This window comes from Aromatoleum evansii (assembly GCF_012910805.1).
Classification (GTDB): Bacteria; Pseudomonadota; Gammaproteobacteria; order Burkholderiales; family Rhodocyclaceae; genus Aromatoleum; species Aromatoleum evansii.
In genome coordinates this window covers 75,650-97,983 of record NZ_WTVK01000017.1, presented here as the reverse complement: position 1 = coordinate 97,983, position 22,334 = coordinate 75,650, and the positions used below count along the sequence as shown (strand labels likewise).

Here is a 22,334-nt window from a genome sequence, read left to right as displayed (position 1 = left end):
ATCACGGGGCGGAGATCGCGGCGCCCCGCCCGCCGCGAGCCGGCCGATGAAGGCCGGCACCCGGCACGTTCAGCGCTGCTTCGCGGCGGCGCTGCTCAGTTCCACGTAGCGGGCGCGGTCGGCCTCGAAGCGCGCGCGCGTCGCTTCGAGTTCGCGCGTCTTGTCCTCGATCAGCTTGCCCTGCGACGCCAGCTCGCTGTCGATCGAGCGCAGGTTGGCGGCGAGGTCGCGCGGCAGGTCGCGTCCCTTGTGGAACTCGGCTTCCTTCTCGAAGCGCTGGCGTTTGGTGCGCAACTCCTTGTCGCGCTTGCGCGCCTCTTCGATGCTGCGCTCGATGTCGGCAACGTCCTTGTCGCGGCGGCGGTCGAGATCCTCGACGCTCGCATAGGTCTCCAGCAAGGCCTGGTCAAGGCGGCGCTGTTTGGCCTGGCGCGTCTCGTCATCCTTCTTCTGCTGCTCCGCGGCATTGCGCCGTGCGATTTCGTCAGCCGTCAAGGGCGCGGAAACCTCGCGCTTGATCGTGCCCTGCGGGCCCATCTCGCGGTACGCACGCCCGTAACAAGCCTGCGGCAGCACGTCGCCGCACTGGCGCCGCCCGTTGGCATCCTCGCAGCAATACACCTTCGCACCGGCCGTGTTCGCCAGCGTCAGGCCGAACAGGAGGGCCACCAGCAGCTCAGGACTGCGTCGCGATGCCATATGTGCTCCGGTAGGCCTGCACGGCCTCGAGGTTGGCGGCCAGTTCGGGGCTGTCGCCCAGGTAGCCGATCAGGTCCTCGAGCGTCGCAACGGCGACGACCGGGATGCCGAAGGACTCGCGCACTTCCTGCACCGCCGATTTCTCGCCTTTGCCGCGCTCCATGCGGTCCAGCGCGATGACGACGCCGGCCGGCTCGGCACCTGCGCCGCGGATGATGTCGACCGATTCGCGCACCGAGGTGCCGGCCGAGATCACGTCGTCGAGGATCAGCACGCGGCCCTTGAGCGGCGCACCGACGAGGGTGCCGCCTTCGCCATGATCCTTGGCTTCCTTGCGGTTGAACGCGAAGGGCAGGTTCACGCCCTGCTCGGCGAGACGGATCGCCACGCCGGCGACCAGCGGGATGCCCTTGTAGGCCGGCCCGAAGAGCATGTCGCAGGGCACGCCCGCGGCCAGAATCGCGCGCGCGTAGAAGCCGCACAGCTCGCGGAACGAGCTGCCGTCGTCGAACAGCCCGGCGTTGAAGAAGTACGGCGAATTGCGCCCCGCCTTGGTCACGAAGGACCCGAATCGCAGCACGCCCTTGTCGCAGGCCAGTGCGATGAAATCCCGGCTAAAATCCACGCTTTGCATCCAGTTCTGGGTTATCCGGCCGAATGTTACGCATCATCACCCTAAACCTCAACGGCATCCGCTCGGCTACCACGAAAGGCTTCCTCGACTGGCTCCCCGCGCAGGACGCGGACGTCGTCTGCCTGCAGGAACTCAAGGCGCACGCGGGCGACCTCAGCGAGGCGATGCGCACGCCCGCCGGCTACACCGGCTACTTCCATCACGCCGAAAAGAAGGGCTACAGCGGCGTCGGCCTGTATGCGCGGCGCACGCCGGACCGCGTGATCGAGGGGCTCGGGATCGCCGACATCGACGCCGAGGGGCGCTTCCTGCAGCTCGACTTCGGGCAGCTGTCGGTCGTGTCGCTGTACCTGCCCTCGGGGTCGAGCTCCGAGGAACGCCAGCAGATCAAGTTCGGTTTCATGGAGCGCTTCCTGCCGCACATGGAGAAGCTGTACGCGAGCGGGCGCGAGGTCGTGATCTGCGGCGACTGGAACATCGCGCACAAGGAGATCGACCTCCGGAACTGGAAGTCGAACCAGAAGAATTCCGGCTTCCTGCCCGAGGAGCGCGCATGGATGACGCGCGTGCAGGACGAACAGGGCTGGGTGGACGTGTATCGCCGCCTGTACCCGGACACCACGGACGCCTGCTACACGTGGTGGTCGAACCGCGGCCAGGCCTGGGCGAAGAACGTCGGCTGGCGGCTCGACTACCAGCTCGCGACACCGGGCATCGCCGGGACCGCGCGCGAAGCCCGCGTCTACAAGGACCAGCGCTTCTCCGACCACGCGCCGCTGACGATCGACTACGACTGGTCCGCCTGAGCCCGCTCCCCGGGCTCAATGCGCGTGGCCGGCGGCCTCGCGCAGCACCTCGCGCAGGTCGCCGAACTTCCGCCGGTAGCGCGCCGGCGTGAGTTTCACCTCGCGCTTGAACAGGCGCGAGAAGAAGCTCGCGTCCTCGTAGCCGAGTTCCTCGGCGATCGCCTCGACCGGCAGGCGCGTCGATTCGAGCATCTGCTTGGCCTCCTCGATGCGCACCGCGTGCACATACGCGAGCGGCGACATGCCCGTGACCTGACGGAAGCGACGCACGAAGGCGCGCTCGGACAGGCCGGTGAGTTCGGCCATCGCGGCGACCGGCGCCGCCTCCGCATAATGCGTCGCCGCCCACACCTGGGCGCGGGCGATCAGCGCATCGTCGGTCTGCCGGCTGGCCGAAAGGCGCGCGAAGGGCTGCTGGCCGACGTGATGCCAGTCGATGAGGTTCATGCGCGCGAGCTGCATCGCGGGCTCGACGCCGGCGAAGCGTGCGATCAGGTACAGCGCGAGGTCCTGCCAGGTCGTGCCGCCGCCCGCCATCACCAGACGCTGGCCATCGCCGGCGACCACCAGCGAGCGCTGGCACTGCACCCGCACCCTGGGGAAGCGCTCGGCGAGCGTGCCGCAGAAGGCCCAGTGCGTCGTCGCCGGCTCGTCGTCGAGCAGCCCCGCCTGCGCCATCAGCAGCGCCCCCGAGCAGGCCGAGGCGATGACGGCGCCGCCCGCATAGGCCCCCCGCAGCCACGCGCACTCGGGCTCGAAGCGCTGCAACAGCTCATCGTTCGGCATCACCGCGATTTCGGGAATGCAGACCAGGTCCGGCTGCGGCGTTGCGTCAAGACGGCAGTCCGGGCACACGCGCACGCCGTTCCCGACCGTCAGCGGCGCACCGTCCCCCGACACGACCACCGGCGCCATCAGCGACAGGCCGGGGGCACCATGCTCGATCAGGCCCCAGTCGCGCCCGGCCGAGTGGAACAGGTCGTGCATGCCGTACAGCACCGACGCGGTCGTCTCGGGGAAGGCGAGGATGGCGACTGTGGGCAGACTGTTTCCGCGGCGGGGGGCATGCATGGCGCGATCGTCCTGTTCGTGACCGTTTTCACCTTAGTCCACACCGGCCATCCACCATAGGATGCATTCCAGACACCGCCGCCACGACGGCGCAAGGTGCACCACCCCAATGGAGAGACACCATGAAGACGACCGACCTTGCCGGCAACCCCCTCAGCGCGACCGACGACGCCGCGTTCGCGCACTACGCGCGGGCGCTGCAGGAATTCCACTGCTACCGCAGCGACCCCGTCGCGACGATCAACGCAGCGACGGCGATCCAGCCGGATTTCGTGATGGGCCATGTGCTGCATGCCTGGCTGCATCTGCTCGGCACCGAACCGGAAGGCCTCGCCGTGGCGCGTGACGATGCGGCGAAGGCGGCGGCCTGTGCGCCGAACCGCCGCGAGCAGGCTCACCTCGACGCGATCGCGCACTTCGCCGGCGGACGCTGGGAAGCGGCCGGGCGCGTACTGGAGGACCTGGCGATCGAGTGGCCGCGCGACATCCTCGCGCTGCAGGCGGGGCATCTGGTCGACTTCTACCGCGGCGACTCGCGCATGCTGCGCGACCGCATCGCCCGCGCGCTGCCGGCATGGGACGCGTCCCTGCCCGGCTACCACGCGCTGCTCGGCATGCACGCCTTCGGCTGCGAGGAGACGGGCGACTACCGCCGCGCGGAGGCGCAGGGGCGGCGCGCGCTGGAGCTCGAACCGGGCGATTCCTGGGCTCACCACGCGCTCGCCCACGTGATCGAGATGGAGGGGCGCAGCGCCGACGGCATCGCATGGATGCGCGAGCGCCGGCCGCACTGGGCCGAGGACAACTTCTTCGCCGTGCATAACTGGTGGCATCTCGCGATGTTCCACCTCGACCGCGACGAGATCGACGAGGCGCTCGCACTCTTCGACGGCCCGATCCACGGACCGCGCTCGGTGCTGATGCTGGACCTCATCGACGCTTCCGCGCTGCTGTGCCGGCTGCAGTTCACCGGCATCGACGTCGCCGCGCGCTGGGCGAGCGTCGCGGACTGCTGGCGCACGTCGGCACGGCCGGGGCTGTATTCCTTCAACGACCTGCACGCGATGATGGCCTGGCTCGGCGCGGGCCAGGATGCGTCGGCGGGCGACTGGATGGCTGCGCAGCGTCATCTCGACGCGGCGAAGATCGGCGACCACGCCGCCCTCGGGACCGCGGTCGGCGAACCCCTGCTGCGCGCCTTCGCCGACCTCGCCGCCGGCCGGTACGAGGCGGCGATCGAGACGCTGCGCACGGTCCGCCCGATCGCCCACCGCTTCGGCGGCAGCCACGCGCAGCGCGACCTGATCGACCTCGCGCTGGTCGAGGCGGCGCTGCGCGGCGGGCGCGCCCCTCTCGCCCGCGCGCTGATCAACGAACGCCTCGCGCGCAAGCCGGACAGCGCGATCAACCGCCGGCTCGTCGCGCGCCTGCCCCGCTGAGCCGTCCCGCGCCGGCCGCGGCGGCGTTCGCTGCGACGGCGCGGCCCGCGGGCGGACTTACCCCCGTCCGGACACGGATCGCATGATATCGGCGTAGGCGGTTTCCAGCGCCCGCACGTAGGCAGGCCCATCCATGATGGGCGATGCGCGAAGCCTGGCCCGCAGCGAGGAACGCAGCCCTGCCAGCGCATCCACGTCGGTGGCGATCGCTTTCCCCTTCGCGACGAACTCGTCCGGCCCGTCCGCGATGAACCGCTCCAGTCCGAGGTTGGAATTGATCGAAACGCCGCCGTTGCTCGTCTGGGTCGGTCCCCTCATGGTCAGAACGGGAACCCCCATCCAGACGGACTCCAGCGTCGTCGTGCCACCGGCGTACGGGAAGGTGTCAAGGCCGACGTCTATGCGGTCGTAGAACGTCAGGTAGCTGCGATGGGCGGCCGGATCGGCGAAGGCGACCCGGGCGGCGAGTCCGCGGCCGGCGAAGTGGCGCTCGAGGTCCTGGCGCGGCGCCGCTCCCCATACGACCATCAGCAGGCGAGCATCGGGCACCGCGGCGAGGATGTCGGCAAAAAGATCGAGCTGGGCCGGCGTCAGCTTCGCCAGGTTGTGGAAGCTGCCGAACGTGAGATAGCCGTTCTTCTGTGCGGGCGAAGGTCCGACCTGCGGCTGCTCGTCATCCGGTTCGTAGCACCATTGACACGCTGGCAGGCGCACCAGTTTTTCGGTGCCGTATTGGTCGAGCCCCGGCGGACAGGTGAAGCGGTCGCCGAAGCGGTAGTCGATGGCTTGCAGGCCCGTCGTGTTGAGATAGCCGAGCATCGTGGCCTGAACTGGCGCCGGGCGGGTGGCCAGCGCCTTCAGGCGTTTTCCGTGGCTATGGCCGGTCATGTCGACAAGCAGGTCGATGCCGTCCGCGCGTATTCTTCCTGCAAGCTCTTCATCCGACATCGAATGGCAGTCGACCCAATGATCGACCATGCCCTTCAGTTCCACCGTCACTTCATCCTCGATCGGGGAGTTCGAATAGCAGTGGATCTCGAAACGGGATCGGTCGTGGTGCCGCAGGATGGGGCGAACGAAAAAACGCAGCGCGTGCCGCCGGAAGTCGGCCGAAAGATAGCCCACGCGCAGCTTGCGACTCCCGTCCCAGGCCAGACCGGCCGACGGCGAGGCAGGCGTGTCCTGCGGGACGAAGCGCCTGGCCCACTCGCGGTGAACGGCGCTCATCGCCTGCAAATCGGTGGAGAGGTAGTTCAGGTTCATGAGCCGCGACCACCAGGCGGGCTCGAAGCCGGGGTCCAGGCGCAGCGCTTCCTCGATCAAGGTCTCGGCCTCCCGCACCCTGCCGAAGCGCGTCACGATGACGGCGAGCTTGGTCAGCACGCGGGGGTCGCGGTGCACGCCGAGCGCCAGCCGGTAGCTGTGCTCGGCCTCGTCGATGTTCTCCACGTTGTAGCTTGCGTCACCGAGCGCGACCCACGCCGGAAACATGTTCGGCGCTGCCTCCGTCGCCTTGCGCGCGGCGGGCAGGGCCTCTGCGGACCGTCCCGTCGAGATGCAGGCGTTCGCGAGCCCGAGGAGCGCCGCTGCAAAACCGGGATCGAGCGTGCAGGCCTCGCGGTAGCCTCGTTCCGCGTCACCGAAGCGCCCCAGGCGCATGAGCGCGTTGCCAAGGTTGCAGTGGAAGGCGGGTGTGCGGGGGTTGCGGGCGATGGCCTGCTCGATGAGAGCGACGGATTCCGCATACCGCTGCCGCTGGAACGCGATCATCCCGAGGTAATGCAGCGCATCGCAGTCGCCTGGCGAGGAAACGAGGATTGCACGGTAGGCCTGTTCCGCCGCGTCGAGATGTCCTGCCTGGTGCAGCGCGACGGCGTCGAGGAGCCGGGCCGAAGCGGGACGGGCGTTCGCGGTGTTCGTGACCGGACCCGCCGCGCGATTCTGGCAGCATTTCTTGAACTTCTTCCCGCTGCCGCAGGGACAGGGGTCGTTTCGGCCGGTCATCGGGGGCATCCTCGCGAAAGGGGCGAGGCTACCATAAGCCGCGCCACGGCACGCATTATGCCGATGCGTTAAATCGTCACGCATCCGGCAATCCGCAGTTGCCTTCATCCGGGATTGGGGCTAGCCTGACCTTCCAACCCGCGCGTTCGCGCGCATGTCATGTTCAGAGCAGAAACGGGGGTGCAAGATGACTAATAACGCAGATGTTTCCCGCGACAAACTGGTTGCCGACTTCAAGGTCGTGATGAGCGACGCCGAGGAACTTCTGAAGCTGACCGCCGGGCAGGCAGGCGACAAGCTGAGCGAGGTCCGCAGCCGCCTCAACGATCGCATGCTGGCCGCGAAGGACCGCATTGCCGACATGGAGGCCGCGGCCGTCGAGCAGGCGAAGAAGGTCGCCCACGCGACCGACGACTACGTGCACAAGAATCCGTGGCAGTCGGTCGGGATCGCCGCCGGCGTGGCCTTCCTGCTGGGCCTGCTGTCGGGCCGCCGCTGAGCCGTGGCGGGAGAGGAGCACAAGCGACGCCTTGCGGGCAGCCTGCGCGGGCTGCTCGATACCGGGCTCGCCACCGCGCAGACGCGGCTGGAACTGCTCGCCGTCGAGGCGCAGGAGGAGAAGCTGCGGCTGACCGCCCTGCTCTTCAACACCGTGCTGAGCGCGGTGTTCCTCGGCTTCGGGGTCGTGTTCCTGGCGGTGTTCCTGACCGTGCTGTTCTGGGAGGAGCACCGCTTGCTCGCGCTCGGGCTCGGCACGGTCGTGCTGCTGGGCGCCGGCTTGCTCGCGGCGAGCAATGCGGCACGCGAGGTGAAGCGTGGCAGCCGCCTGTTCGCGGCGAGCCTGGGCGAACTCGCGCGCGATCGTGAAGCCTTGCGGCCACGCGAATGAATCCGCGGCTGCTCGAGCTGGCGCTGAAGAAGCAGCGCCTGCAATTCGACGCCGAACGGCAGCGCGAGACGCTCGTCGCCGGGCTGGAACGCATCGAGTCGGTGCTCGACGCGGTCGACCGCGCCCGCGACCGCGCGCAGGGTCTGCGCGAGCATGTTCCGCTGCTGTCGGCCGTGGCGTTCGCGGTCGTGCTCCTGCGGCCGCGCCTGGTGCTGCGCGTCGCGCGCCGCGCCTGGTTCGGCTGGATGCTCTACCGCAAGCTCGGGCGTGGCCTCGATCCGCTGATCGGCTTCCTGCGCCGCTTCGCTAGCTGAGGCGCTTCTTCGGCAGCACGAAGTTCAGCAGCACCGCCGCGACGCCGCACAGGCTCACGCCCTGCAGCGCGACGCCGTCGAGCTTGAGCGCGAGCCCGCCGATGCCGAACACCAGCACCGAGGAGACGATCACGAGGTTGCGCGGCTCTTCGAGGTCTACGCGCGCGGCGATCAGCGTCTTCAGGCCGATGCTCGCGACCGAGCCGAACAGCAGCATCATGATGCCGCCCATCACCGGAACCGGGATCGACTGCAGGATCGCGTTGAACTTGCCGAAGAAGGCCATCACGATCGCAAGCACCGCCGCCCAGGTCATGATCGCAGGGTTGAAGTTGCGCGTGAGCGTCACCGCGCCGGTCACTTCCGAGTAGGTCGTCACCGGCGGGCCGCCGATCAGGCCGGCGAAGGCGACCGCCAGCCCGTCGCCGGCGAGCGTGCGGTGCAGGCCGGGGCTCTCGGTGTAGTCCTTGCCGGTGACGCCGCCGATGGCGACGATGTCGCCGACGTGCTCGATCGCCGGCGCGAGCGCGACCGGCAACAGGAACAGGATCGCCGCCCACTCGAAGCTAGGCGCGGTGAATTGCGGCAGCGCGAGCCAGGGCGCGGCGGCGATCTTGCCGAAATCGACCAGGCCCAGCATCGCCGAGAGCATGTAGCCGACCAGCACGCCGGCGAGAATGGGCACCAGCTTGAGGAAGCCGCGCGCCCACACCGCGACGACGACGGTGGTGCCGAAGGAGGCCACGGCGATCAGCATCGCCGTCGTGTAGGGCACGAGCTCGGCCTTGCCGTCGCCGGTCCTGCCCATCGCCATATTCACGGCCACCGCCGCGAGCGACAGGCCGATAATCATGATGATCGGGCCGATCACCACCGGCGGCATGTACTTATGCACGATCTCCGCGCCGTGGCGCCACACCAGTCCGGCGAACACGAAGTACATGAGGCTCACGCAGATCATGCCACCCATCGTCGCCGCGAGGCCCCAGGTCTGCATGCTGTAGATGATCGGCGCGATGAAGGCGAAGCTGGAGCCGAGGAAGATCGGCACCTGGCGGCCGGTGACGAGCTGGAACAGCAGCGTGCCCACACCCGCGCCGAGCAACGCCATGCTCGGGTTGAGCCCGGTGAGCAGCGGCACCAGCACCAGCGCGCCGAAGGCGACGAAGAGAATCTGGGCACCGGAAATCGCCTGCCGCCACAGCGGCTCTGCGCCCTCGATCGGGAGTTCGCGCATGGGAACCTCAGTTGTTGTGCTTGGTGCCGAAGATCTTGTCGCCGGCGTCGCCGAGGCCCGGGATGATGTAGCCGTGCTCGTTGAGGTGGCTGTCGATGCTGGCGGTAAAGATCTTCACGTCGGGATGCTTCCCCTCCATGAGGCGGATGCCTTCGGGCGCGGCGACCAGCACCAGCGCGCGGATCTGGCGGCAGCCGGCGCGCTTGAGCATGTCGACGGTCGCCACCATCGAGCCGCCGGTCGCGAGCATCGGGTCGATGATCAGCGCCATGCGCTCGGCGAGATTGCCGACGAACTTCTCGACATAGGGCGCAGGCATCAGCGTCTCCTCGTTGCGGGCGATGCCGACGACACTCACCTTGGCGCTCGGGATCATGTCGAGCACGCCGTCGAGCATGCCCAGCCCGGCACGCAGGATCGGCACGACGGTGACCTTCTTGCCCTTGATGCGCTCGACTTCGACCGGACCGGCCCAGCCGTCTATCGTAACCGCTTCGAGCTCGAAGTCCTGGCACGCCTCGTAGGCGAGCAGGCGGGCGAGTTCGGCGGTGAGTTCGCGGAACTTCTTGGTGCTGACGTCGGCCTCGCGCATCAGTCCGATCTTGTGGCGGACGAGCGGATGGTTAATCTGTTTCACGGACATGGAGGGTGGCTCCCGGCTGCGGTGTGGAATCGCGCGCCAGTCTAACGCAAGGGCGCGCGGCAAAGCCCTCCGGTAGAATGGGGTCTTTGCATGAATTGTGCAGGAGGGCCGCGATGGCCGTCGATCTGGACGAAATCATCCGCGTGCGTGAGGAGGCCGACTGTCTCGCCGACGGCACGACCGTGAGCGCGGCGCTGGACCGCATGGCGGCAGAGATCACCGCGCAGATGGGGCAAAAGAACCCGCTCGTGTACGTCGTGATGAACGGCGGCATGATCCTCGCCGGGCAGATCCTGCCGCGTCTGCCCTTTCCGCTGGAGCTGGCCTACCTGCACGCGACGCGCTACGGCCACGCGCTCAAGGGCGCGGACCTCGACTGGCGCATGCGGCCGACGCAGGACCTGCGCGGGCGCACGGTGCTGGTGCTCGACGACATCCTCGACGAGGGGCACACGCTGCACTCGATCCTGGAATACCTGAAAGGCGAAGGCGCCGCGGAAGTGCGTTCCGCGGTGCTCACGCACAAGCTGCACGAGCGCAAGGCCTATCCGGGCATGCGCGCCGACTTCACCGGGCTCGACGTCGCCGACCGCTTCCTGTTCGGCTGCGGCATGGACTACAAAGGCTACTGGCGCAATGCGCCGGGGATCTACGCCGTGAAGGGACTCTGAGGACAAGCAATGCTGATTACTTTCAAGTCGGCCGCCGGTGCCGATGTCATCATGTTCGGCGACATCGCGAAGAAGCTCGTCGCGATCCTGGGCAAGGATCCGCAGGACGCGAAGGGCATCGTCACCGTCGAACAGCTGCCCGACGCGATCGCGCGCCTGCGCGCGGCGATCGACGAGGACAAGGCGCGCCAGGCCGGCCATGCGCAGGACGACGAGGACGAACCCGACCCCGAGCGCCGCGGCATGGCCGCGCCGGTGAGCCTCGCGCAGCGCGCGTGGCCGCTGCTCGATCTGCTGCAGCTGTCGCAGAAGGAAGGGGTGCCGGTCGTGTGGGGCGTGTGAGCGCCTTGGGCGGCGTGCGATTGCCGCGATGACGCCGCAGGCCGAAGCGCCCGGTGCTTCCGTGCCGCCCCTCACCGGCGCAGTGCTGTTCGGCATGGTGTTCGTCGAGGGCTTCGCGTCGCTCGGCGCGGAAGTCATCGCGCTGCGGCGCTTGGTGCCGCACCTGGGCAGCGCGATCACGATCACGGCGCCGACGATAGGCTTCTTCCTGCTCGCGCTCGCGCTCGGCTACCAGGCTGGCGGGCGCGTCGAACGCGATTTCCTCGCACGCGTGCGGCTCAACTTCGTCATCGCGGCGACGCTGACCGGCGTCGGGCTGGCCGGCCCGGTCGTCGACGCGCTGTTCGCGCACGTGCGCCCGCCTCTCGTCGCCTACCTCGTCTTCATCGCCGGCGTGCTCGGCCCGATTGCCTGGCTCCTCGGCCAGACCGTGCCGGTGCTGACCAACCTGCTGCGCCACGAGCGCGCCGGCGCGCGCAGCGGCGCGGCGCTGTACTGGTCGACGCTGGGCTCCTTCCTCGGCTCGCTGTCGCTGTCGCTCCTCGTGATGCAGTGGCTGGGCGTGTCGGCGGCGGTGCTGGTGTGCACGGCGCTGCTGCTCGCGATCGTGCCCTTGCTCGATGCGCCCGCGGCACGGCCCTCGCTGCGCGCGCTACCGCTGCCCGCGCTGGTCGCCGCGGCCGCCCTCGCCTGCAACGTGCTGCTGCCGCAGCAGATCGAGACGGCCTACGCGACCTATCGCGTCGATGCCGCATCGGTGCCTGGTCGCAGCGATGCGCGCGTGTTCCGCAACAACAACTCGGCCGCCTCGATGATCGACGCCAGCGAGCCGCCGCGCTACACGCGCTACATCGAGCGTCTGCGCGCGATCCTGCTCGACGAACTGCATTTCCGCGAGCGGCGCGTGCTGGTGCTGGGCGGCGGCGGTTTCACGCTGTCGCACCGCGAGCCGCTCAACGACTACCTCTACGTCGACATCGACCCGGCGATCCGCGACATCGCCGAACGGGAATTCCTGCGCGAGCCGATCCGCGGCCGCTTCGTCGCCGCTGACGCGCGCCGCTTCGTGGCCGATACCACCGAGCGCTTCGACGCGGTGGTCGTCGATGTGTACAGCGCGCTCACGAGCATCCCGGCGCACCTGGTGACGCAGGAGTTCTGGGCGGGCACGCGCCGCGCGCTCGCGCCGGACGGGGTGATGCTCGCCAATCTGATCCTCGACCCGCGCCTCGCATCGCCCTACGCGCGCAACCTGCTCGCGACGATCCAATCGGTGTATGGCCAGTGCGCGGTCGAGGTGCTGTTCCGCGACCGGCCGCAGAGCAACGTGCTGGTGCAGTGCTTCGCCGGCGACGGCGAAGCGGCGCCGGCCGAGCCCTATACCGACGAGCGCAACCGCGCCGACATGGACATCCTGCGCGGCGGCTGAGGCGACTCGCGCGCGGGCGTTCGCCGCGGGAACGACGAGAGTCGCTCCATGAGGCGCGCCTGCGGGCCGCAGTCCGGATGGTAGAATATTACACAGACATGATCGCGCACCCTTCGCGGTGTGTGCGGCCCGCGTCGCACTCCATCCCCGCCGAAAACCCATCCTTCCCTGCCGCGACCCCGCCGTGACCGGTCTTGCCATTCTCCTCGTCGGCTATTCGCTGTTCAGCGCCCTGATCATCGCGCTGACGCATTTCCGCAGCGAGCATTACCGCGACCAGCCCGTGTCACGGGCCATGGGCCTGCTCCTCCTGCTGGCGCTGAGCGCCCTGCAGGCCGCGCACTTTGCCTGGCTGTACCTCGATCGCGAATGGGTGGCCGCCCTTCCCTACCGCATGATCCTGTTCGCCGTGGCGCCGGCTTTCTACATGTTCAGCCGCCCCTTGCTGCGCCCGCAGGCCGCTTCCGCGACCCGCCCCGCCCTGCTCGTTCACGCCCTCCCGCTCCTGATCTGCCCCTTCCTGCCGGAAACGTCGGCCTTGCCGCTGGCCTTCCTCGTCGGCGCCGGCTACATGCTGTGGCTCGCGCGCAGCCTGTTCCGGCTTCGCCACGAGCGCGCCCATTTCCATCTCGAACTGCTTCTGCTCGGGGGCGTCTTCACGATCGCGATCGGCGTCTCGGGGCTCGGGCTCGTGCAGGCATCGCTGCCCGACAGGCTGTTCTTCAGCCTGTACGCGGTTGCCATCGGGCTGGCCTTCCTGCTGGTGCAGACGACGCTCGTCCTTCGGCCGCAGTTGTCGACCGAGGTGCGGGAAACGGTGCAGGCCGCGTACGCGACGTCGACGCTGAACAACGTGGACTGCGATGCGATGCTCGCCAGGCTCGAGGCACTCATGACAAGCGAGCGGATCTACGCCGATCCGGAGCTGAGCCTGCCGGGCCTGGCCGGACGGGTCGGGCTGCGCCCCCATCAGCTGTCGGAACTGCTCAATGCCCGGCTGGGGAAAAGCTTCGCGCGCTACCTGCGCGAGCGGCGCCTGACCGCCGCCAAGGCCATGCTGTGCGACGAGCCCTCGGCTTCGGTGCTGTCGGTGGGGCTCAGCGTCGGCTTCACCTCGCAGTCGAATTTCTACGACGCGTTTCGCGAAATCGAGGGGACGACGCCCGGCCAGTTCCGCAAGCTCAACGCCCGGCGCGGGGCGGCGCGATAGCGGTCAGCGCCGACACAACGCTCCGGAATGATCTTTCCGGAGCCGAAAACCGTTCCTTTTCGATAAGAACGGAAGCCCCGCCGGGCACCGTTCCGCAGAGTGAGGGCTCCTGTCATACGCAAGGAGCCACTCATGAACGCCTATCTCCAGTTGCTCGCGGCATCGCTCATCAGCATCGCCGCCAGCCTTGTCGTCCTGCATGTGCTGTCCGGACCGCTGGCGAACATCCTCGACCGGATCTGCCCGGACGAACAGGCCGCCGCCTTCTGGACGAGCTACACGAAGCTCATGCTGGTCATCGCACCGCTGCTGCTCGTCCTCCTGGTGGATATGTTCGCGCGTGTCGGCAATCCGCTCGACAGCCTGCGCCTGACCCTGATGGCGGCGCTGGGAGGGCTGCTGCTCGGGCTCTTTTCGGTCGGCCGGCATCTCGGCCGCTTCGTCGAATCGGCGCGCGGAGGCGATGCATCATGAACATCCTGCTCACCGGCGCCAGCGGCTTCATCGGGCGCAACATCGCGACGGCGCTCACTGCGGCCGGCCATCGCGTCACTCCCGCGGCACGCGCGAACGGCATCGATTTCCGCCGCATGCACTCCGCCTCGGACTGGCAAGCGCATCTTGCGGGGATCGACGCGGTCATCAACTGCGTCGGCATCATCGGGGAGAACGGCCGCCAACAGTTTGCGCCGCTGCACACCCAGGCACCCTCGGCCCTGTTCCGGGCCTGCGCCCAGGCCGGGATTCGCCGGGTGCTGCAGATCTCGGCGCTGGGTGCCGACGAGACGGCGTTTTCCGCCTACCACCTGAGCAAGCGCGCGGCCGACGACTGCCTGCGCAGCCTCGACCTCGACTGGTTCGTGCTGCGCCCTTCCCTGATCTATGGCCGCGGCGGCAAGAGCGCCCGCCTGTTCATGGGCCTGGCCGCGCTGCCCCGCATTCCCGTCATCGGAGACGGGCAGCAGGCGATACAGCCGGTGCATATCGGCGACGTGGTGGCGACCGTCATGCGCTGTCTCGAGTCGCCCCAGGTCCGGCAGACGCTCGATATCGTCGGCCCCGAGACCGTCACGTTCGCCGATTGGCTGCAGCGCATGCGCGAAGCCCAGGGCCTGCCCCGCGCACGCCTCGTGCGCATCCCCGTTTCCCTGGCGATGGCCCTGGCTCGCGTGGGACGGTACATCGACCCGATCCTGCAACCGGAGAACCTGCGCATGCTGGAGATCGGCTACAAGGCCGACTTCCGCCCACTGGCGCGGTTCCTGGGGCACCTGCCGCGCAGCGCCGAGCACCGCCTGTTCTTCTCGGATGGCATCGATGCAGGGAGCGCATCATGACCTACACCCTGCTCAAGACCTTCCATGTCCTCAGCATGGTGTTGCTGTTCGGCACCGGCCTCGGCAGCGCGTTCTACAAGTGGATGGCCGACCGCAGCGGGAATCTGGCCCACATCGCGGTCACCAACCGGCACGTGGTGCTGGCCGACTGGATCTTCACGACCCCGACGGTGATCCTCCAGCCCGTCAGCGGCTTGTGGATGGTATTCCTGCTCGGCGTACCGCTCATGACGCCCTGGGTGGTCGCCAGCCTGACCCTGTTCCTGCTCGCGGGCGCCTGCTGGCTGCCCGTGGTGTGGCTGCAGATCCGCATGCAGAAGATCGCCGAGGACGCCGTCGCCCGCGGGACGCCCCTGCCCGCGCTGTACTGGCGCATGACGCGCTGGTGGTTCTGGCTGGGGGTTCCCGCCTTCACCGCGATGGTGCTGGTGGTGGCCCTGATGGTGTTCAAACACGTTCCGGGAGTCGGATCATGAAGAGTCTCATGCAACAGGCGCTGGGCGCCGACTGGGAAAAGCTGCCTCCGGCATTGCAGGCCCATTACCGCTTCGGCACGAACACCGACAGCGGGCACATGGATATCCACTACCCCGGCTACCTCCAGCCCCTGCTGAGCGCCCTGCGGCTCCTGGGGGCCCTGGTCAATCGCCGCGGCAGCCGGGTCGATACCGTGGTCGAAAAGGAGGTGGTCGGCGAGCGGCAGTACTGGCGCAGGACCGTGACCTACCCGGACGGCAGGGTGATCCGCTTCGACAGCTTCTGGGTCGCTGCGGGCGCGGGAGAGGTCATCGAGTTCGTCAATCCCGTGCTCGGGCTGCAGATGGCGCCGTACGTCCGCGGGGAGCGGCTGCATTACCGTGGCGTGCGCTACGTTGCCAGGATCGGGCCGCTGCTGCTGCCGATCCCGGAATGGCTGATGCTGGGGCACGCCACCATCGTGGAGGAGGCGGTCGATGACACCCGCTTCGCCATGGACTTTCGCCTCACGCATCCGCTGCTGGGCGAGGTCTTCCGCTACGCGGGGGAGTTCGAGACCGCCTCGCGCGGATCCTGACCGGTCGCCCCGCGCATTCACCCTGCCGGCTGCCGCACCCACGCGAAATAGCTGCCCAGGCTGGCGCTCGCACCGACGGCGATCACCAGCGCCATCGGCACGACGGACTGCGCAAGGCTGTGGCCGACAATCACGCCGGCCAGCGCCGCGAGGCCCATCTGCGAGAAACCCATCAGCGAGGCCGCGGAACCGGCCATGTGCGGATAGGGCGCCATGCCGATCGCGGCCGCGTTGGGCATCACGAGGCCGATCGAGCAGGCGGAGAACCACATCGGCAGCATGACCGCGAGCGGGTGGTGCACGCCGGCGAGCGCGAGGCCCAGCATCGCGCCGCCGGCGAGGACGCCCAGCAGCGCGCCGTTGCGCATCAGCCGCTCCGGGCCGACGCGGCGCGACAGGCGGCCCGAAGCCGTCGTGCCCGCCATGTAGCCCGACACCATCACGCCGAAGGCCAGGCCCATCTGCTGCGGCGTGAAGCCGAACATGCCGATGAAGACGAAGGACGAGCCGGAGATGAAGGCGAACAGGCCCGCGTAGGCGAGCGCATTGCAGAGCAGCACCCCGCGGTAGCGGCGGTCGCGCAGCAGCGTCGCGAAATTCGCCCAGATCTCCGCCGGGCGGCCAGCCGCGGGGTTGAGGTGGGGATTGGTCTCGCGCAGCAGGAACATGATGGCGAGCACGAGCAGCACGGAATACGCGGCCAGGAACACGAAGGTCGCGCGCCAGCCCCACCACTCGGTGAGCCAGCCGCCGACGAGCGGGCCGACCAGGGGCGCGATCGCCATCGCGGTGCCGACGTAGGAGAGCATGCGCGCCGAGTCCTGCGGCCCGTACACGTCGCGCACGACCGCACGGCCGAGCACCGGCCCGGCGCAGGCCCCCAGCGCCTGCAGGAAGCGCGCGGCGATGAGCGCGTCGATCGACACCGCGAACACGCACGCGAGCGACGCGAGGACATACACCGCGACTCCGAATAGCAGCACGGGCCGGCGCCCGTAGCGGTCGGACAGCGGCCCGCAGGCGAGCTGGCCGACGGCGAAGCCGAACAGATAGACCGACAAGGTGAGCTGGGTGTGCGCGACGTCGGTGGCGAGCGACGCGGTAATCGCCGGCAGCGCGGGCAGGTAGAAGTCGGTCGACAGCGGCCCGAGCGCGACGAGCGCGGTGATCAGGACGGCAAGCGTGAGCGTGGGCGCGGCGGTCATCGAAGCGTGGGCAAAAAAAAAAGAGGCCCGATCTTAGAGCCGCATTTGTTAGCTATCAACCAATAACCGATGCTTTCTACTCCGCATCCGGCTGTACGCCCGGCGCGGCGAGCCGGAAGGCGTCGAGCATCTCGCAGGCGTCCACAATGCGCAGCACGGTCGGCATCGCGTCGAGCTTCGCACCGAAGCGCCGCGCGTTGAACACCTGCGGCACGAGGCAGCAGTCCGCGAGCCCCGGCGCGTTGCCGTGGCAGAAGCGCCCGGTGCGCGCATCGCCCGCAAGCATCGCCTCCACCGCCGCGAGGCCGAGCTCGCACCAGTGGCGGTACCAGGCATCCTTCTGCTCGTCGCTCACGCCCAGTTCGCGCTTGAGGTACTGCAGCACGCGCAGGTTGTTGATGGGGTGGATGTCGCAGGCGATCGCCTGCGCGAGCGCCCGCACCCGCGCCCGCCCGGCCGCGTCGGCGGGCAGCAGCGGCGGTTCGCGGTGCGTCTCGTCGAGGTACTCGATGATCGCGAGCGACTGCGTGAGCACGTTGCCGTCGTCCTCGAGCGCGGGCACGAGGCCGGCCGGGTTCAGCGCGAGGTAGTCGGGCTTGCGGTGCTGGCCGCCGTCCTTCACGAGATGCACCGGCACCGCCTCCCAGGCGAGGCCCTTGAGGTTCAGTGCGATGCGCACGCGATAGGCGGCGGAGCTGCGGAAGTAGGTGTAGAGCTTCATGCGGTTTCCGGGGCAAGAGGTGTCAGGCACGCGGGCGGCACGTGCTGCTGCGCGACCGTCCGTCAATTCGCATGCATCCGGGCGCAGTGCCGGATCATGCCGATCGGTGTGGGCGGTTCGCCGCGTCGCTCACGCGCCTTCGCGCGCGATCTTCATCGCCTCGCGCAGCACCGCGATATCGCCGATGTGGTTGGCGAGCAGCAGGATCAGGCGCGCATTGACCATCGCGCTCTGCTCGTCGGTGAGCTCGCGGTGCATGTCGATCAGCGCCTCGTAGAAATCGTCGCCGGGCGAGAAGGCGCGGAAGTAGCGCTTGCCGGGGGTGAAGAAGTTCGGATCGGTGTTGAGGCTCATGGGGCATTCCTTCAGGCGTTGCAGGTCGCGCGGGCGAGCGCGGCGCGCAGCTTGGCGAGGTCGAAGCTGCGCCAGCGCGCAGCCACATGCTGGTCGGGGCGGATCAGGTAGCACGTGCCCGGCTTGAGGTCGTAGCGTTCGCGGATGCGCCCTTTCACGTCGACGAGCGTCCGCAGGCCCGCGGGGGCCTGGCCACGCTCGGCGACAACCAGGGTCTCGACCGGGATCGCGCCCGCGGCGAGCTCCGCGCAGGCGGTGGCCGTGGCGGCATCGACGTCACCCGCATCGGGCATGCCGTACAGCAGCTGGAAACGGTTGCCGGCCACCTGCAGCAGCCACTGCTCGCCGCCGGCACTCTCGATCGGGGCGTCGTCCATCGGCGCACCGGGCACCATGTGGCCGGCGAAGACCTCGCTGTCGGGCGTGTTGAGGCGCGACTCGACGAGGAAGCTCGGCACCGACAGGCGCCCGGAATTCACCAGTGCGCGCGCGAAGGGATAGTCCTTCGCCAGCCCCAGTACGGCATTGCGGAAGGTCCGGCTGGTCGCGCTCTTGGGGGTGATGAAGTCGGTCGAGCGCGTCGAGTTCATGAGGTTCTCGTCGGCCGCGGCGACGCGCTCCTCCGAATAGGTATCCAGCAATGCTGCGGGCGCCTTGCCGTCGAGCACCAGCTTGAGCTTCCACACCAGGTTGTCGGTGTCCTGAATGCCGGAGTTCGCGCCGCGCGCGCCGAAGGGCGAGACCTGGTGCGCGGCGTCGCCCGTGAATAGCAGCCGGCCGTGGCGGAATTCGTGCATGCGTCGGCACTGGAAGGTATACACGCTGACCCATTCGAGCTCGAATTCCCTGTCGTCGCCGAGCATCGCCTTGATGCGCGGAATGACGTTCTCGGGCTTCTTCTCCTCCTCCGGATCGACGTTCCAGCCGAGCTGGAAGTCGATGCGCCACACGTTGTCGGCCTGCCGGTGCAGCAGCACCGACTGGTTGGGGTGGAAGGGCGGGTCGAACCAGAACCAGCGCTCGGTCGGGTAGTCCGCCTTCATCACCACGTCGGCGATGAGGAAGCGGTCCATGAAGATCTTGCCCTCGATGTCCAGCCCCATCATGTGGCGGATCGGGCTGCGCGCGCCGTCGGCGACCACCAGCCATTCAGTGTCGATTGAATACGCGCCGTCGGCGGTCTCGACGCGCAGCGCTACGCACTCGCCGTGGTCGGTCACGGCGATCACGTTGTTCTTCCAGCGCAGGTCGATGTTGGGCAGCGACTGCGCGCGGCGCACGAGGTATTCCTCGAGGTAGTACTGCTGCAGGTTGATCATGCCCGGGCGGTGGTGGTCGGGCTCCGGGCACAGGTTGAAGTTGAACACCTCCTGCTCGCGGAAGAAGGTGCGGCCGACGTTCCACGACACGCCCTTCCTCACCATCTCCTCGGCGCAGCCGAGGCGGTCCATGATCTCGAGCGCCCGCTTCGCGTAGCACACGCCGCGCGAACCGATCGACACCGTGTCGTCGTTGTCGAGCAGCACGACGGGCACGCCGTGGATCGCCAGGTCGATCGCCGCCGCGAGGCCGACCGGGCCGGCGCCGACGACCACGACCGGGTAGCGCCCCTCGCTCGCCGCACGCCCCTCGGCGAGCTCCGGCGGGCGCCGGTATTCGAACTTCGGGTACTGGTACGTGCTCAGCACGGAATCCTCCTCCTGTGTTCCAATCGGCCAGGGCGCCGCCTTCTGCGGGCGGGTCGCCGGGCTCCTGTTCGCCGCGGCCACACACGGCCCTCTTCCGAGGCCGTGCGCAATGAATTTCATCCTAGCCAACGATTTGTTAATCGTCAATTAGTTTGCTATGGTTGAATATCAATCGAGAAAGTCGATCGACGCAGCTGCTAAGATTCGCGCTCCATGGGAGACAATAAGTTGGACAACGAAACGCTCGCGGAGCGCCCCGACGAACGCGGCGTCAAACAGGGTGGCGACCGCCGCGGCATCCAGTCGATCGAGGTCGGCGGCGCACTGCTGCAGGCGCTGGTGCGCCAGGGCGCACCGATGATCCTGAAGGATCTTGCACGCGAGGCCGGCATGCCGCCCGCCAAGGCCCACCCCTATCTGGTGAGCTTCGGCAAGCTCGGCCTGATCGAGCAGGATCCGCTCACCGGCCGCTACGGCCTGGGTGCCTTCGCGCTGCAGATGGGCCTGACGGCACTGCACGGGCTCAACCCGCTGCGCGTCGCGGCGCCCGAAGTGGCAAAGCTCTCCGACGAGATCCAGCAGAACGTCGCGATCGCCGTGTGGGGCAACCAGGGCCCGACCATCGTCAGCATCGAGGAATGCAGCCGCCAGGTGCACGTGAACATGCGCGTCGGCACCGTGATGGACCTCCTCACCTCCGCCACCGGCCGCACCTTCGCCGCCTTCCTGCCGGCGCGCATGACCGCGGCGCTGATCGAGGAGGAATTCGCATCCCTCGAGGCCGATCGCGGCGGCGTCTCGCGCGTGGAACTCGAAGCCGAACTCGACGAAATCCGCCGCGAGCGCCTCGCCCGCGCCGTCGGCAAACCCATCCCCGGCATCAACGCCTTCACCGCCCCGGTGTTCGATCACACCCGCCACCTCGCGCTCGCGATCACCGCGATGGGTCCGGCGGCGAACTTCGATCCCGCATGGGACGGCCCGATCGCGACGAAACTGCGTGCCTGTGCGCAGGCGATCTCGGCGCGGCTCGGCAACACGGACGGCTGAGCGCGTGGGCGCACGACGCCGGCCGCCATCGCGCCTTCGACGCACGGCCCAGGTGGCGCTGGGCCTGCTCCTCGCTCCGATTGCAGTTCCCGCCTCGCCTGCCGCCGGCGGATCTCCCCTCGTCGCCGTCGACATCGGCCACACGCTGCAGGCGCCCGGCGCGATCAGTGCGCGCGGCCGCAGCGAGTTCGAGTTCAACCGCGAGCTCGCCGGGCGCGTCGTCACCGCCCTCGCACGACTCGGCCTGGAGGCCGTGCTGATCAACGCCGACGGCCGCATCGAATCGCTGCAGGCGCGCCCCGAACGAGCAGCCGGTGCCGTGCTCCTGATCTCGATCCACCACGATTCGGTCGGCGAGCAGCACCTCACGCCCTGGGAATGGCAGGGCATCCCGCTCGATTTCAGCGACCTGTGGGCCGGCCATTCACTCTTCGTGTCACGCCGCAATCCCGACGTCGCCGCCAGCCTGATGTGCGCGTCGGCGATCGGCGCGCGGCTGCAGCGCGCGGGCTTCGTGCCGACGGAGAAGAACGGCCGCCGCCGCGAGTACGCCGACGCGCAGCACGCGGTGCACTACTACGACAACCTCGTCGTGCTCTACCAGGCGCGCCAGCCCGCGGTGCTGTTCGAGGCCGGCGTGATCAAGCACCGCGACGAGGAGCTGCTGCTGCGCGATGCGGCGCGCCAGCAGCGCATGGCCGAGGAGATCGCCACCGGCGTCGCGGCGTGCGTGACGGCGGGCGGGATCACCGCGCCGCGCTGAGGGGGCTTGCTTGAGGGGGCTTGCCTGAGGGGCCTTACTTCAGGCTCGCCAGGTAGTGCACGACCGGCTCGATGTTCGCCTCGCCGAGCTGGCCGACCGAGGCGCTCATCTCGGCATTGGTGCGCTCGCCGCTGCGCGCCAGGTAGCGCTTCATGCTCAGCCGCAGGTAGGCGGGCTGCTGGCCGGCGATGCGCGCGAAGGCCTCGCTCCCGTAGCCGCTGGCCTGATGGCAGGACATGCACAGGCGCTTGTAGTGGCCTTCACCCGCGGCGGCGGCGGGCGGCGGCGCAGCGACGGCAGGCGTCGCCGGCTGGTTCGCATAGAACAGCGCGATGGCTGCCTTCTCGCGGTCGCCCAGGACCTTCATCAGCCCCTGCATGAACTCGTTGCGGCGCTTGCCGGACAGGAAGGCCTCGATCTGGCTGACGATGTAGGCCGGATTCTGGCTAGCGAGGTTGGGCACCTCGGGATAGCGGGCGATGCCTTTGTCGCCGTGGCAGTTCTTGCAGAAGAAGGCGGCCGCATCGCCTTCGCGCACCAGCGCCGTGCGGGCGGCCGAATCGGATGCCGCCTTTGCGATCAGCTGCATCACCGCGTCGTTGCCGGCCGATGCCGTGCCCGTGCCGACGCCGATCAGCAGCACGAAGAGAGCCAGACGGCTCCGGATCATGTTCGTTTCCCCCGGGGAGTGGCGGGCCGTAGCGGCACGCGATTATGCCGACGGCAAGGCCGCCGTCGGATAAAAGCCCGCATTTGAACATGGTTTTCACGCCC

26 protein-coding genes are annotated in these 22,334 nt (G+C 68.7%); 15 read left to right on the top strand and 11 right to left on the bottom strand.

Annotation, left to right across the window (positions count from 1 at the left end):
- Positions 1 to 69: 69 nt before the first annotated feature.
- The gene (locus GO615_RS10930) at positions 70 to 699 is read right to left on the bottom strand and encodes a hypothetical protein (protein WP_169127868.1); all 630 of its coding nucleotides are present in this window, start codon (positions 697 to 699) and stop codon (positions 70 to 72) included.
- Entirely contained in the window at positions 677 to 1,324 is a 648-nt protein-coding gene (pyrE, locus tag GO615_RS10925; protein WP_169127866.1) for an orotate phosphoribosyltransferase, read from the bottom strand. Before pyrE ends, GO615_RS10930 begins: the two co-directional genes overlap by 23 nt.
- Before the next feature lie 32 nt (positions 1,325 to 1,356).
- Here pyrE and GO615_RS10920 point away from each other — a divergent pair, with 32 nt between their 5' ends.
- Positions 1,357 to 2,139, top strand: coding sequence for an exodeoxyribonuclease III (locus GO615_RS10920; RefSeq protein WP_169127864.1), 783 nt, complete (start codon positions 1,357 to 1,359; stop codon positions 2,137 to 2,139).
- 15 nt (positions 2,140 to 2,154) lie between these two features.
- Here the strand turns inward: GO615_RS10920 and GO615_RS10915 are convergent, their stop codons facing one another.
- Positions 2,155 to 3,210 (bottom strand): GlxA family transcriptional regulator, encoded by a 1,056-nt coding sequence (locus tag GO615_RS10915; RefSeq protein ID WP_169127862.1) that lies wholly within the window; start codon positions 3,208 to 3,210, stop codon positions 2,155 to 2,157.
- 122 nt (positions 3,211 to 3,332) lie between these two features.
- Here GO615_RS10915 and GO615_RS10910 point away from each other — a divergent pair, with 122 nt between their 5' ends.
- Positions 3,333 to 4,649, top strand: a complete 1,317-nt coding sequence (locus GO615_RS10910) for a tetratricopeptide repeat protein (RefSeq protein WP_169127860.1) — start codon at positions 3,333 to 3,335, stop codon at positions 4,647 to 4,649.
- Positions 4,650 to 4,706: 57 nt separating this feature from the next.
- Here GO615_RS10910 and GO615_RS10905 read toward each other — a convergent pair whose 3' ends face one another.
- A complete protein-coding gene (locus GO615_RS10905) occupies positions 4,707 to 6,653 on the bottom strand; it encodes an O-linked N-acetylglucosamine transferase, SPINDLY family protein (RefSeq protein WP_169127858.1) in 1,947 nt (648 codons plus the stop codon).
- Positions 6,654 to 6,840: 187 nt separating this feature from the next.
- Between GO615_RS10905 and GO615_RS10900 the strand changes: the two genes are divergently transcribed.
- The 3 genes from GO615_RS10900 to GO615_RS10890 are packed head-to-tail and all read left to right on the top strand — an operon-like array spanning position 6,841 to position 7,856.
- Positions 6,841 to 7,152 carry an ElaB/YgaM/YqjD family protein gene (locus GO615_RS10900; RefSeq protein WP_169127856.1) on the top strand — a complete coding sequence of 104 codons (312 nt, stop codon included), beginning with the start codon at positions 6,841 to 6,843 and terminating at the stop codon, positions 7,150 to 7,152.
- A gap of 3 nt (positions 7,153 to 7,155) precedes the next feature.
- Positions 7,156 to 7,542 (top strand): phage holin family protein, encoded by a 387-nt coding sequence (locus GO615_RS10895; protein ID WP_169127854.1) that lies wholly within the window; start codon positions 7,156 to 7,158, stop codon positions 7,540 to 7,542.
- A complete protein-coding gene (locus GO615_RS10890) occupies positions 7,539 to 7,856 on the top strand; it encodes a YqjK-like family protein (RefSeq protein WP_169127852.1) in 318 nt (105 codons plus the stop codon). Before GO615_RS10895 ends, GO615_RS10890 begins: the two co-directional genes overlap by 4 nt.
- On the opposite strand, the gene GO615_RS10885 is transcribed toward GO615_RS10890, so the two are convergent.
- Both GO615_RS10885 and upp read right to left on the bottom strand, forming a co-directional pair.
- Positions 7,849 to 9,093: a uracil-xanthine permease family protein gene (locus GO615_RS10885; RefSeq protein WP_169127850.1), complete on the bottom strand. Its 1,245-nt coding sequence runs from the start codon at positions 9,091 to 9,093 to the stop codon at positions 7,849 to 7,851. The genes GO615_RS10890 and GO615_RS10885 overlap by 8 nt on opposite strands.
- 7 nt (positions 9,094 to 9,100) lie before the next feature.
- Positions 9,101 to 9,736, bottom strand: coding sequence for a uracil phosphoribosyltransferase (gene upp, locus GO615_RS10880; RefSeq protein ID WP_169127848.1), 636 nt, complete (start codon positions 9,734 to 9,736; stop codon positions 9,101 to 9,103).
- Positions 9,737 to 9,849: 113 nt separating this feature from the next.
- Here upp and GO615_RS10875 point away from each other — a divergent pair, with 113 nt between their 5' ends.
- The 8 genes from GO615_RS10875 to GO615_RS10840 all read left to right on the top strand — a co-directional run bounded on the left by GO615_RS10875 (position 9,850) and on the right by GO615_RS10840 (position 15,779).
- Positions 9,850 to 10,407 (top strand): hypoxanthine-guanine phosphoribosyltransferase, encoded by a 558-nt coding sequence (locus GO615_RS10875; RefSeq protein WP_169127846.1) that lies wholly within the window; start codon positions 9,850 to 9,852, stop codon positions 10,405 to 10,407.
- A gap of 9 nt (positions 10,408 to 10,416) precedes the next feature.
- On the top strand, positions 10,417 to 10,749 hold the full coding sequence (locus tag GO615_RS10870) for a DUF1840 domain-containing protein (RefSeq protein WP_169127844.1): 333 nt from the start codon (positions 10,417 to 10,419) through the stop codon (positions 10,747 to 10,749).
- A 28-nt stretch (positions 10,750 to 10,777) separates the two neighbouring features.
- Positions 10,778 to 12,178 carry a fused MFS/spermidine synthase gene (locus GO615_RS10865; RefSeq protein ID WP_169127842.1) on the top strand — a complete coding sequence of 467 codons (1,401 nt, stop codon included), beginning with the start codon at positions 10,778 to 10,780 and terminating at the stop codon, positions 12,176 to 12,178.
- Positions 12,179 to 12,362: 184 nt separating this feature from the next.
- Positions 12,363 to 13,388: a helix-turn-helix domain-containing protein gene (locus tag GO615_RS29370; RefSeq protein ID WP_169127840.1), complete on the top strand. Its 1,026-nt coding sequence runs from the start codon at positions 12,363 to 12,365 to the stop codon at positions 13,386 to 13,388.
- Between the two features lie 132 nt (positions 13,389 to 13,520).
- Positions 13,521 to 13,862: a hypothetical protein gene (locus GO615_RS10855; RefSeq protein ID WP_169127838.1), complete on the top strand. Its 342-nt coding sequence runs from the start codon at positions 13,521 to 13,523 to the stop codon at positions 13,860 to 13,862.
- Positions 13,859 to 14,725 carry a complex I NDUFA9 subunit family protein gene (locus GO615_RS10850; protein ID WP_169127836.1) on the top strand — a complete coding sequence of 289 codons (867 nt, stop codon included), beginning with the start codon at positions 13,859 to 13,861 and terminating at the stop codon, positions 14,723 to 14,725. Before GO615_RS10855 ends, GO615_RS10850 begins: the two co-directional genes overlap by 4 nt.
- A complete protein-coding gene (locus tag GO615_RS10845) occupies positions 14,722 to 15,201 on the top strand; it encodes a DUF2269 family protein (protein WP_169127834.1) in 480 nt (159 codons plus the stop codon). The genes GO615_RS10850 and GO615_RS10845 overlap by 4 nt, the downstream gene beginning before the upstream one ends.
- Entirely contained in the window at positions 15,198 to 15,779 is a 582-nt protein-coding gene (locus tag GO615_RS10840; protein ID WP_169127832.1) for a DUF4166 domain-containing protein, read from the top strand. Before GO615_RS10845 ends, GO615_RS10840 begins: the two co-directional genes overlap by 4 nt.
- A gap of 17 nt (positions 15,780 to 15,796) precedes the next feature.
- Here GO615_RS10840 and GO615_RS10835 read toward each other — a convergent pair whose 3' ends face one another.
- The 4 genes from GO615_RS10835 to GO615_RS10820 form a co-directional block, all read right to left on the bottom strand.
- Positions 15,797 to 16,984 carry a multidrug effflux MFS transporter gene (locus GO615_RS10835; protein WP_169127830.1) on the bottom strand — a complete coding sequence of 396 codons (1,188 nt, stop codon included), beginning with the start codon at positions 16,982 to 16,984 and terminating at the stop codon, positions 15,797 to 15,799.
- Between the two features lie 76 nt (positions 16,985 to 17,060).
- Entirely contained in the window at positions 17,061 to 17,705 is a 645-nt protein-coding gene (gene maiA / locus GO615_RS10830) for a maleylacetoacetate isomerase (protein ID WP_169127828.1), read from the bottom strand.
- Positions 17,706 to 17,834: 129 nt separating this feature from the next.
- Positions 17,835 to 18,059, bottom strand: a complete 225-nt coding sequence (locus tag GO615_RS10825) for a DUF2783 domain-containing protein (protein ID WP_169127826.1) — start codon at positions 18,057 to 18,059, stop codon at positions 17,835 to 17,837.
- A gap of 11 nt (positions 18,060 to 18,070) precedes the next feature.
- The gene (locus GO615_RS10820) at positions 18,071 to 19,747 is read right to left on the bottom strand and encodes an FAD-dependent monooxygenase (RefSeq protein WP_169127824.1); all 1,677 of its coding nucleotides are present in this window, start codon (positions 19,745 to 19,747) and stop codon (positions 18,071 to 18,073) included.
- Between the two features lie 228 nt (positions 19,748 to 19,975).
- On the opposite strand from GO615_RS10820, the gene GO615_RS10815 reads away from it, so the two are divergent.
- Both GO615_RS10815 and GO615_RS10810 read left to right on the top strand, forming a co-directional pair.
- Positions 19,976 to 20,797 (top strand): IclR family transcriptional regulator, encoded by an 822-nt coding sequence (locus GO615_RS10815; RefSeq protein WP_246262225.1) that lies wholly within the window; start codon positions 19,976 to 19,978, stop codon positions 20,795 to 20,797.
- A 4-nt stretch (positions 20,798 to 20,801) separates the two neighbouring features.
- On the top strand, positions 20,802 to 21,560 hold the full coding sequence (locus GO615_RS10810; RefSeq protein ID WP_422614268.1) for an N-acetylmuramoyl-L-alanine amidase family protein: 759 nt from the start codon (positions 20,802 to 20,804) through the stop codon (positions 21,558 to 21,560).
- A 34-nt stretch (positions 21,561 to 21,594) separates the two neighbouring features.
- Here the strand turns inward: GO615_RS10810 and GO615_RS10805 are convergent, their stop codons facing one another.
- Entirely contained in the window at positions 21,595 to 22,230 is a 636-nt protein-coding gene (locus tag GO615_RS10805; RefSeq protein WP_169127820.1) for a c-type cytochrome, read from the bottom strand.
- Positions 22,231 to 22,334: the final 104 nt, after the last annotated feature.

Bases quoted from the DNA above. Each gene is read 5' to 3' on its own strand.
- GO615_RS10870 (WP_169127844.1), top strand. From the start codon at position 10,417: ATGCTGATTACTTTCAAGTCGGCCGCCGGTGCCGATGTCATCATGTTC.
- GO615_RS10805 (WP_169127820.1), bottom strand. From the start codon at position 22,230: ATGATCCGGAGCCGTCTGGCTCTCTTCGTGCTGCTGATCGGCGTCGGC.
- GO615_RS10835 (WP_169127830.1), bottom strand. From the start codon at position 16,984: ATGACCGCCGCGCCCACGCTCACGCTTGCCGTCCTGATCACCGCGCTC.
- GO615_RS10840 (WP_169127832.1), top strand. From the start codon at position 15,198: ATGAAGAGTCTCATGCAACAGGCGCTGGGCGCCGACTGGGAAAAGCTG.
- GO615_RS10865 (WP_169127842.1), top strand. From the start codon at position 10,778: ATGACGCCGCAGGCCGAAGCGCCCGGTGCTTCCGTGCCGCCCCTCACC.
- GO615_RS10850 (WP_169127836.1), top strand. From the start codon at position 13,859: ATGAACATCCTGCTCACCGGCGCCAGCGGCTTCATCGGGCGCAACATC.
- GO615_RS10905 (WP_169127858.1), bottom strand. From the start codon at position 6,653: ATGACCGGCCGAAACGACCCCTGTCCCTGCGGCAGCGGGAAGAAGTTC.
- upp (WP_169127848.1), bottom strand. From the start codon at position 9,736: ATGTCCGTGAAACAGATTAACCATCCGCTCGTCCGCCACAAGATCGGA.
- GO615_RS10915 (WP_169127862.1), bottom strand. From the start codon at position 3,210: ATGCATGCCCCCCGCCGCGGAAACAGTCTGCCCACAGTCGCCATCCTC.
- GO615_RS10855 (WP_169127838.1), top strand. From the start codon at position 13,521: ATGAACGCCTATCTCCAGTTGCTCGCGGCATCGCTCATCAGCATCGCC.
- GO615_RS10920 (WP_169127864.1), top strand. From the start codon at position 1,357: ATGTTACGCATCATCACCCTAAACCTCAACGGCATCCGCTCGGCTACC.
- GO615_RS10825 (WP_169127826.1), bottom strand. From the start codon at position 18,059: ATGAGCCTCAACACCGATCCGAACTTCTTCACCCCCGGCAAGCGCTAC.
- GO615_RS10900 (WP_169127856.1), top strand. From the start codon at position 6,841: ATGACTAATAACGCAGATGTTTCCCGCGACAAACTGGTTGCCGACTTC.
- GO615_RS10910 (WP_169127860.1), top strand. From the start codon at position 3,333: ATGAAGACGACCGACCTTGCCGGCAACCCCCTCAGCGCGACCGACGAC.
- GO615_RS10890 (WP_169127852.1), top strand. From the start codon at position 7,539: ATGAATCCGCGGCTGCTCGAGCTGGCGCTGAAGAAGCAGCGCCTGCAA.
- GO615_RS10885 (WP_169127850.1), bottom strand. From the start codon at position 9,093: ATGCGCGAACTCCCGATCGAGGGCGCAGAGCCGCTGTGGCGGCAGGCG.
- maiA (WP_169127828.1), bottom strand. From the start codon at position 17,705: ATGAAGCTCTACACCTACTTCCGCAGCTCCGCCGCCTATCGCGTGCGC.
- GO615_RS10930 (WP_169127868.1), bottom strand. From the start codon at position 699: ATGGCATCGCGACGCAGTCCTGAGCTGCTGGTGGCCCTCCTGTTCGGC.
- GO615_RS10875 (WP_169127846.1), top strand. From the start codon at position 9,850: ATGGCCGTCGATCTGGACGAAATCATCCGCGTGCGTGAGGAGGCCGAC.
- GO615_RS10845 (WP_169127834.1), top strand. From the start codon at position 14,722: ATGACCTACACCCTGCTCAAGACCTTCCATGTCCTCAGCATGGTGTTG.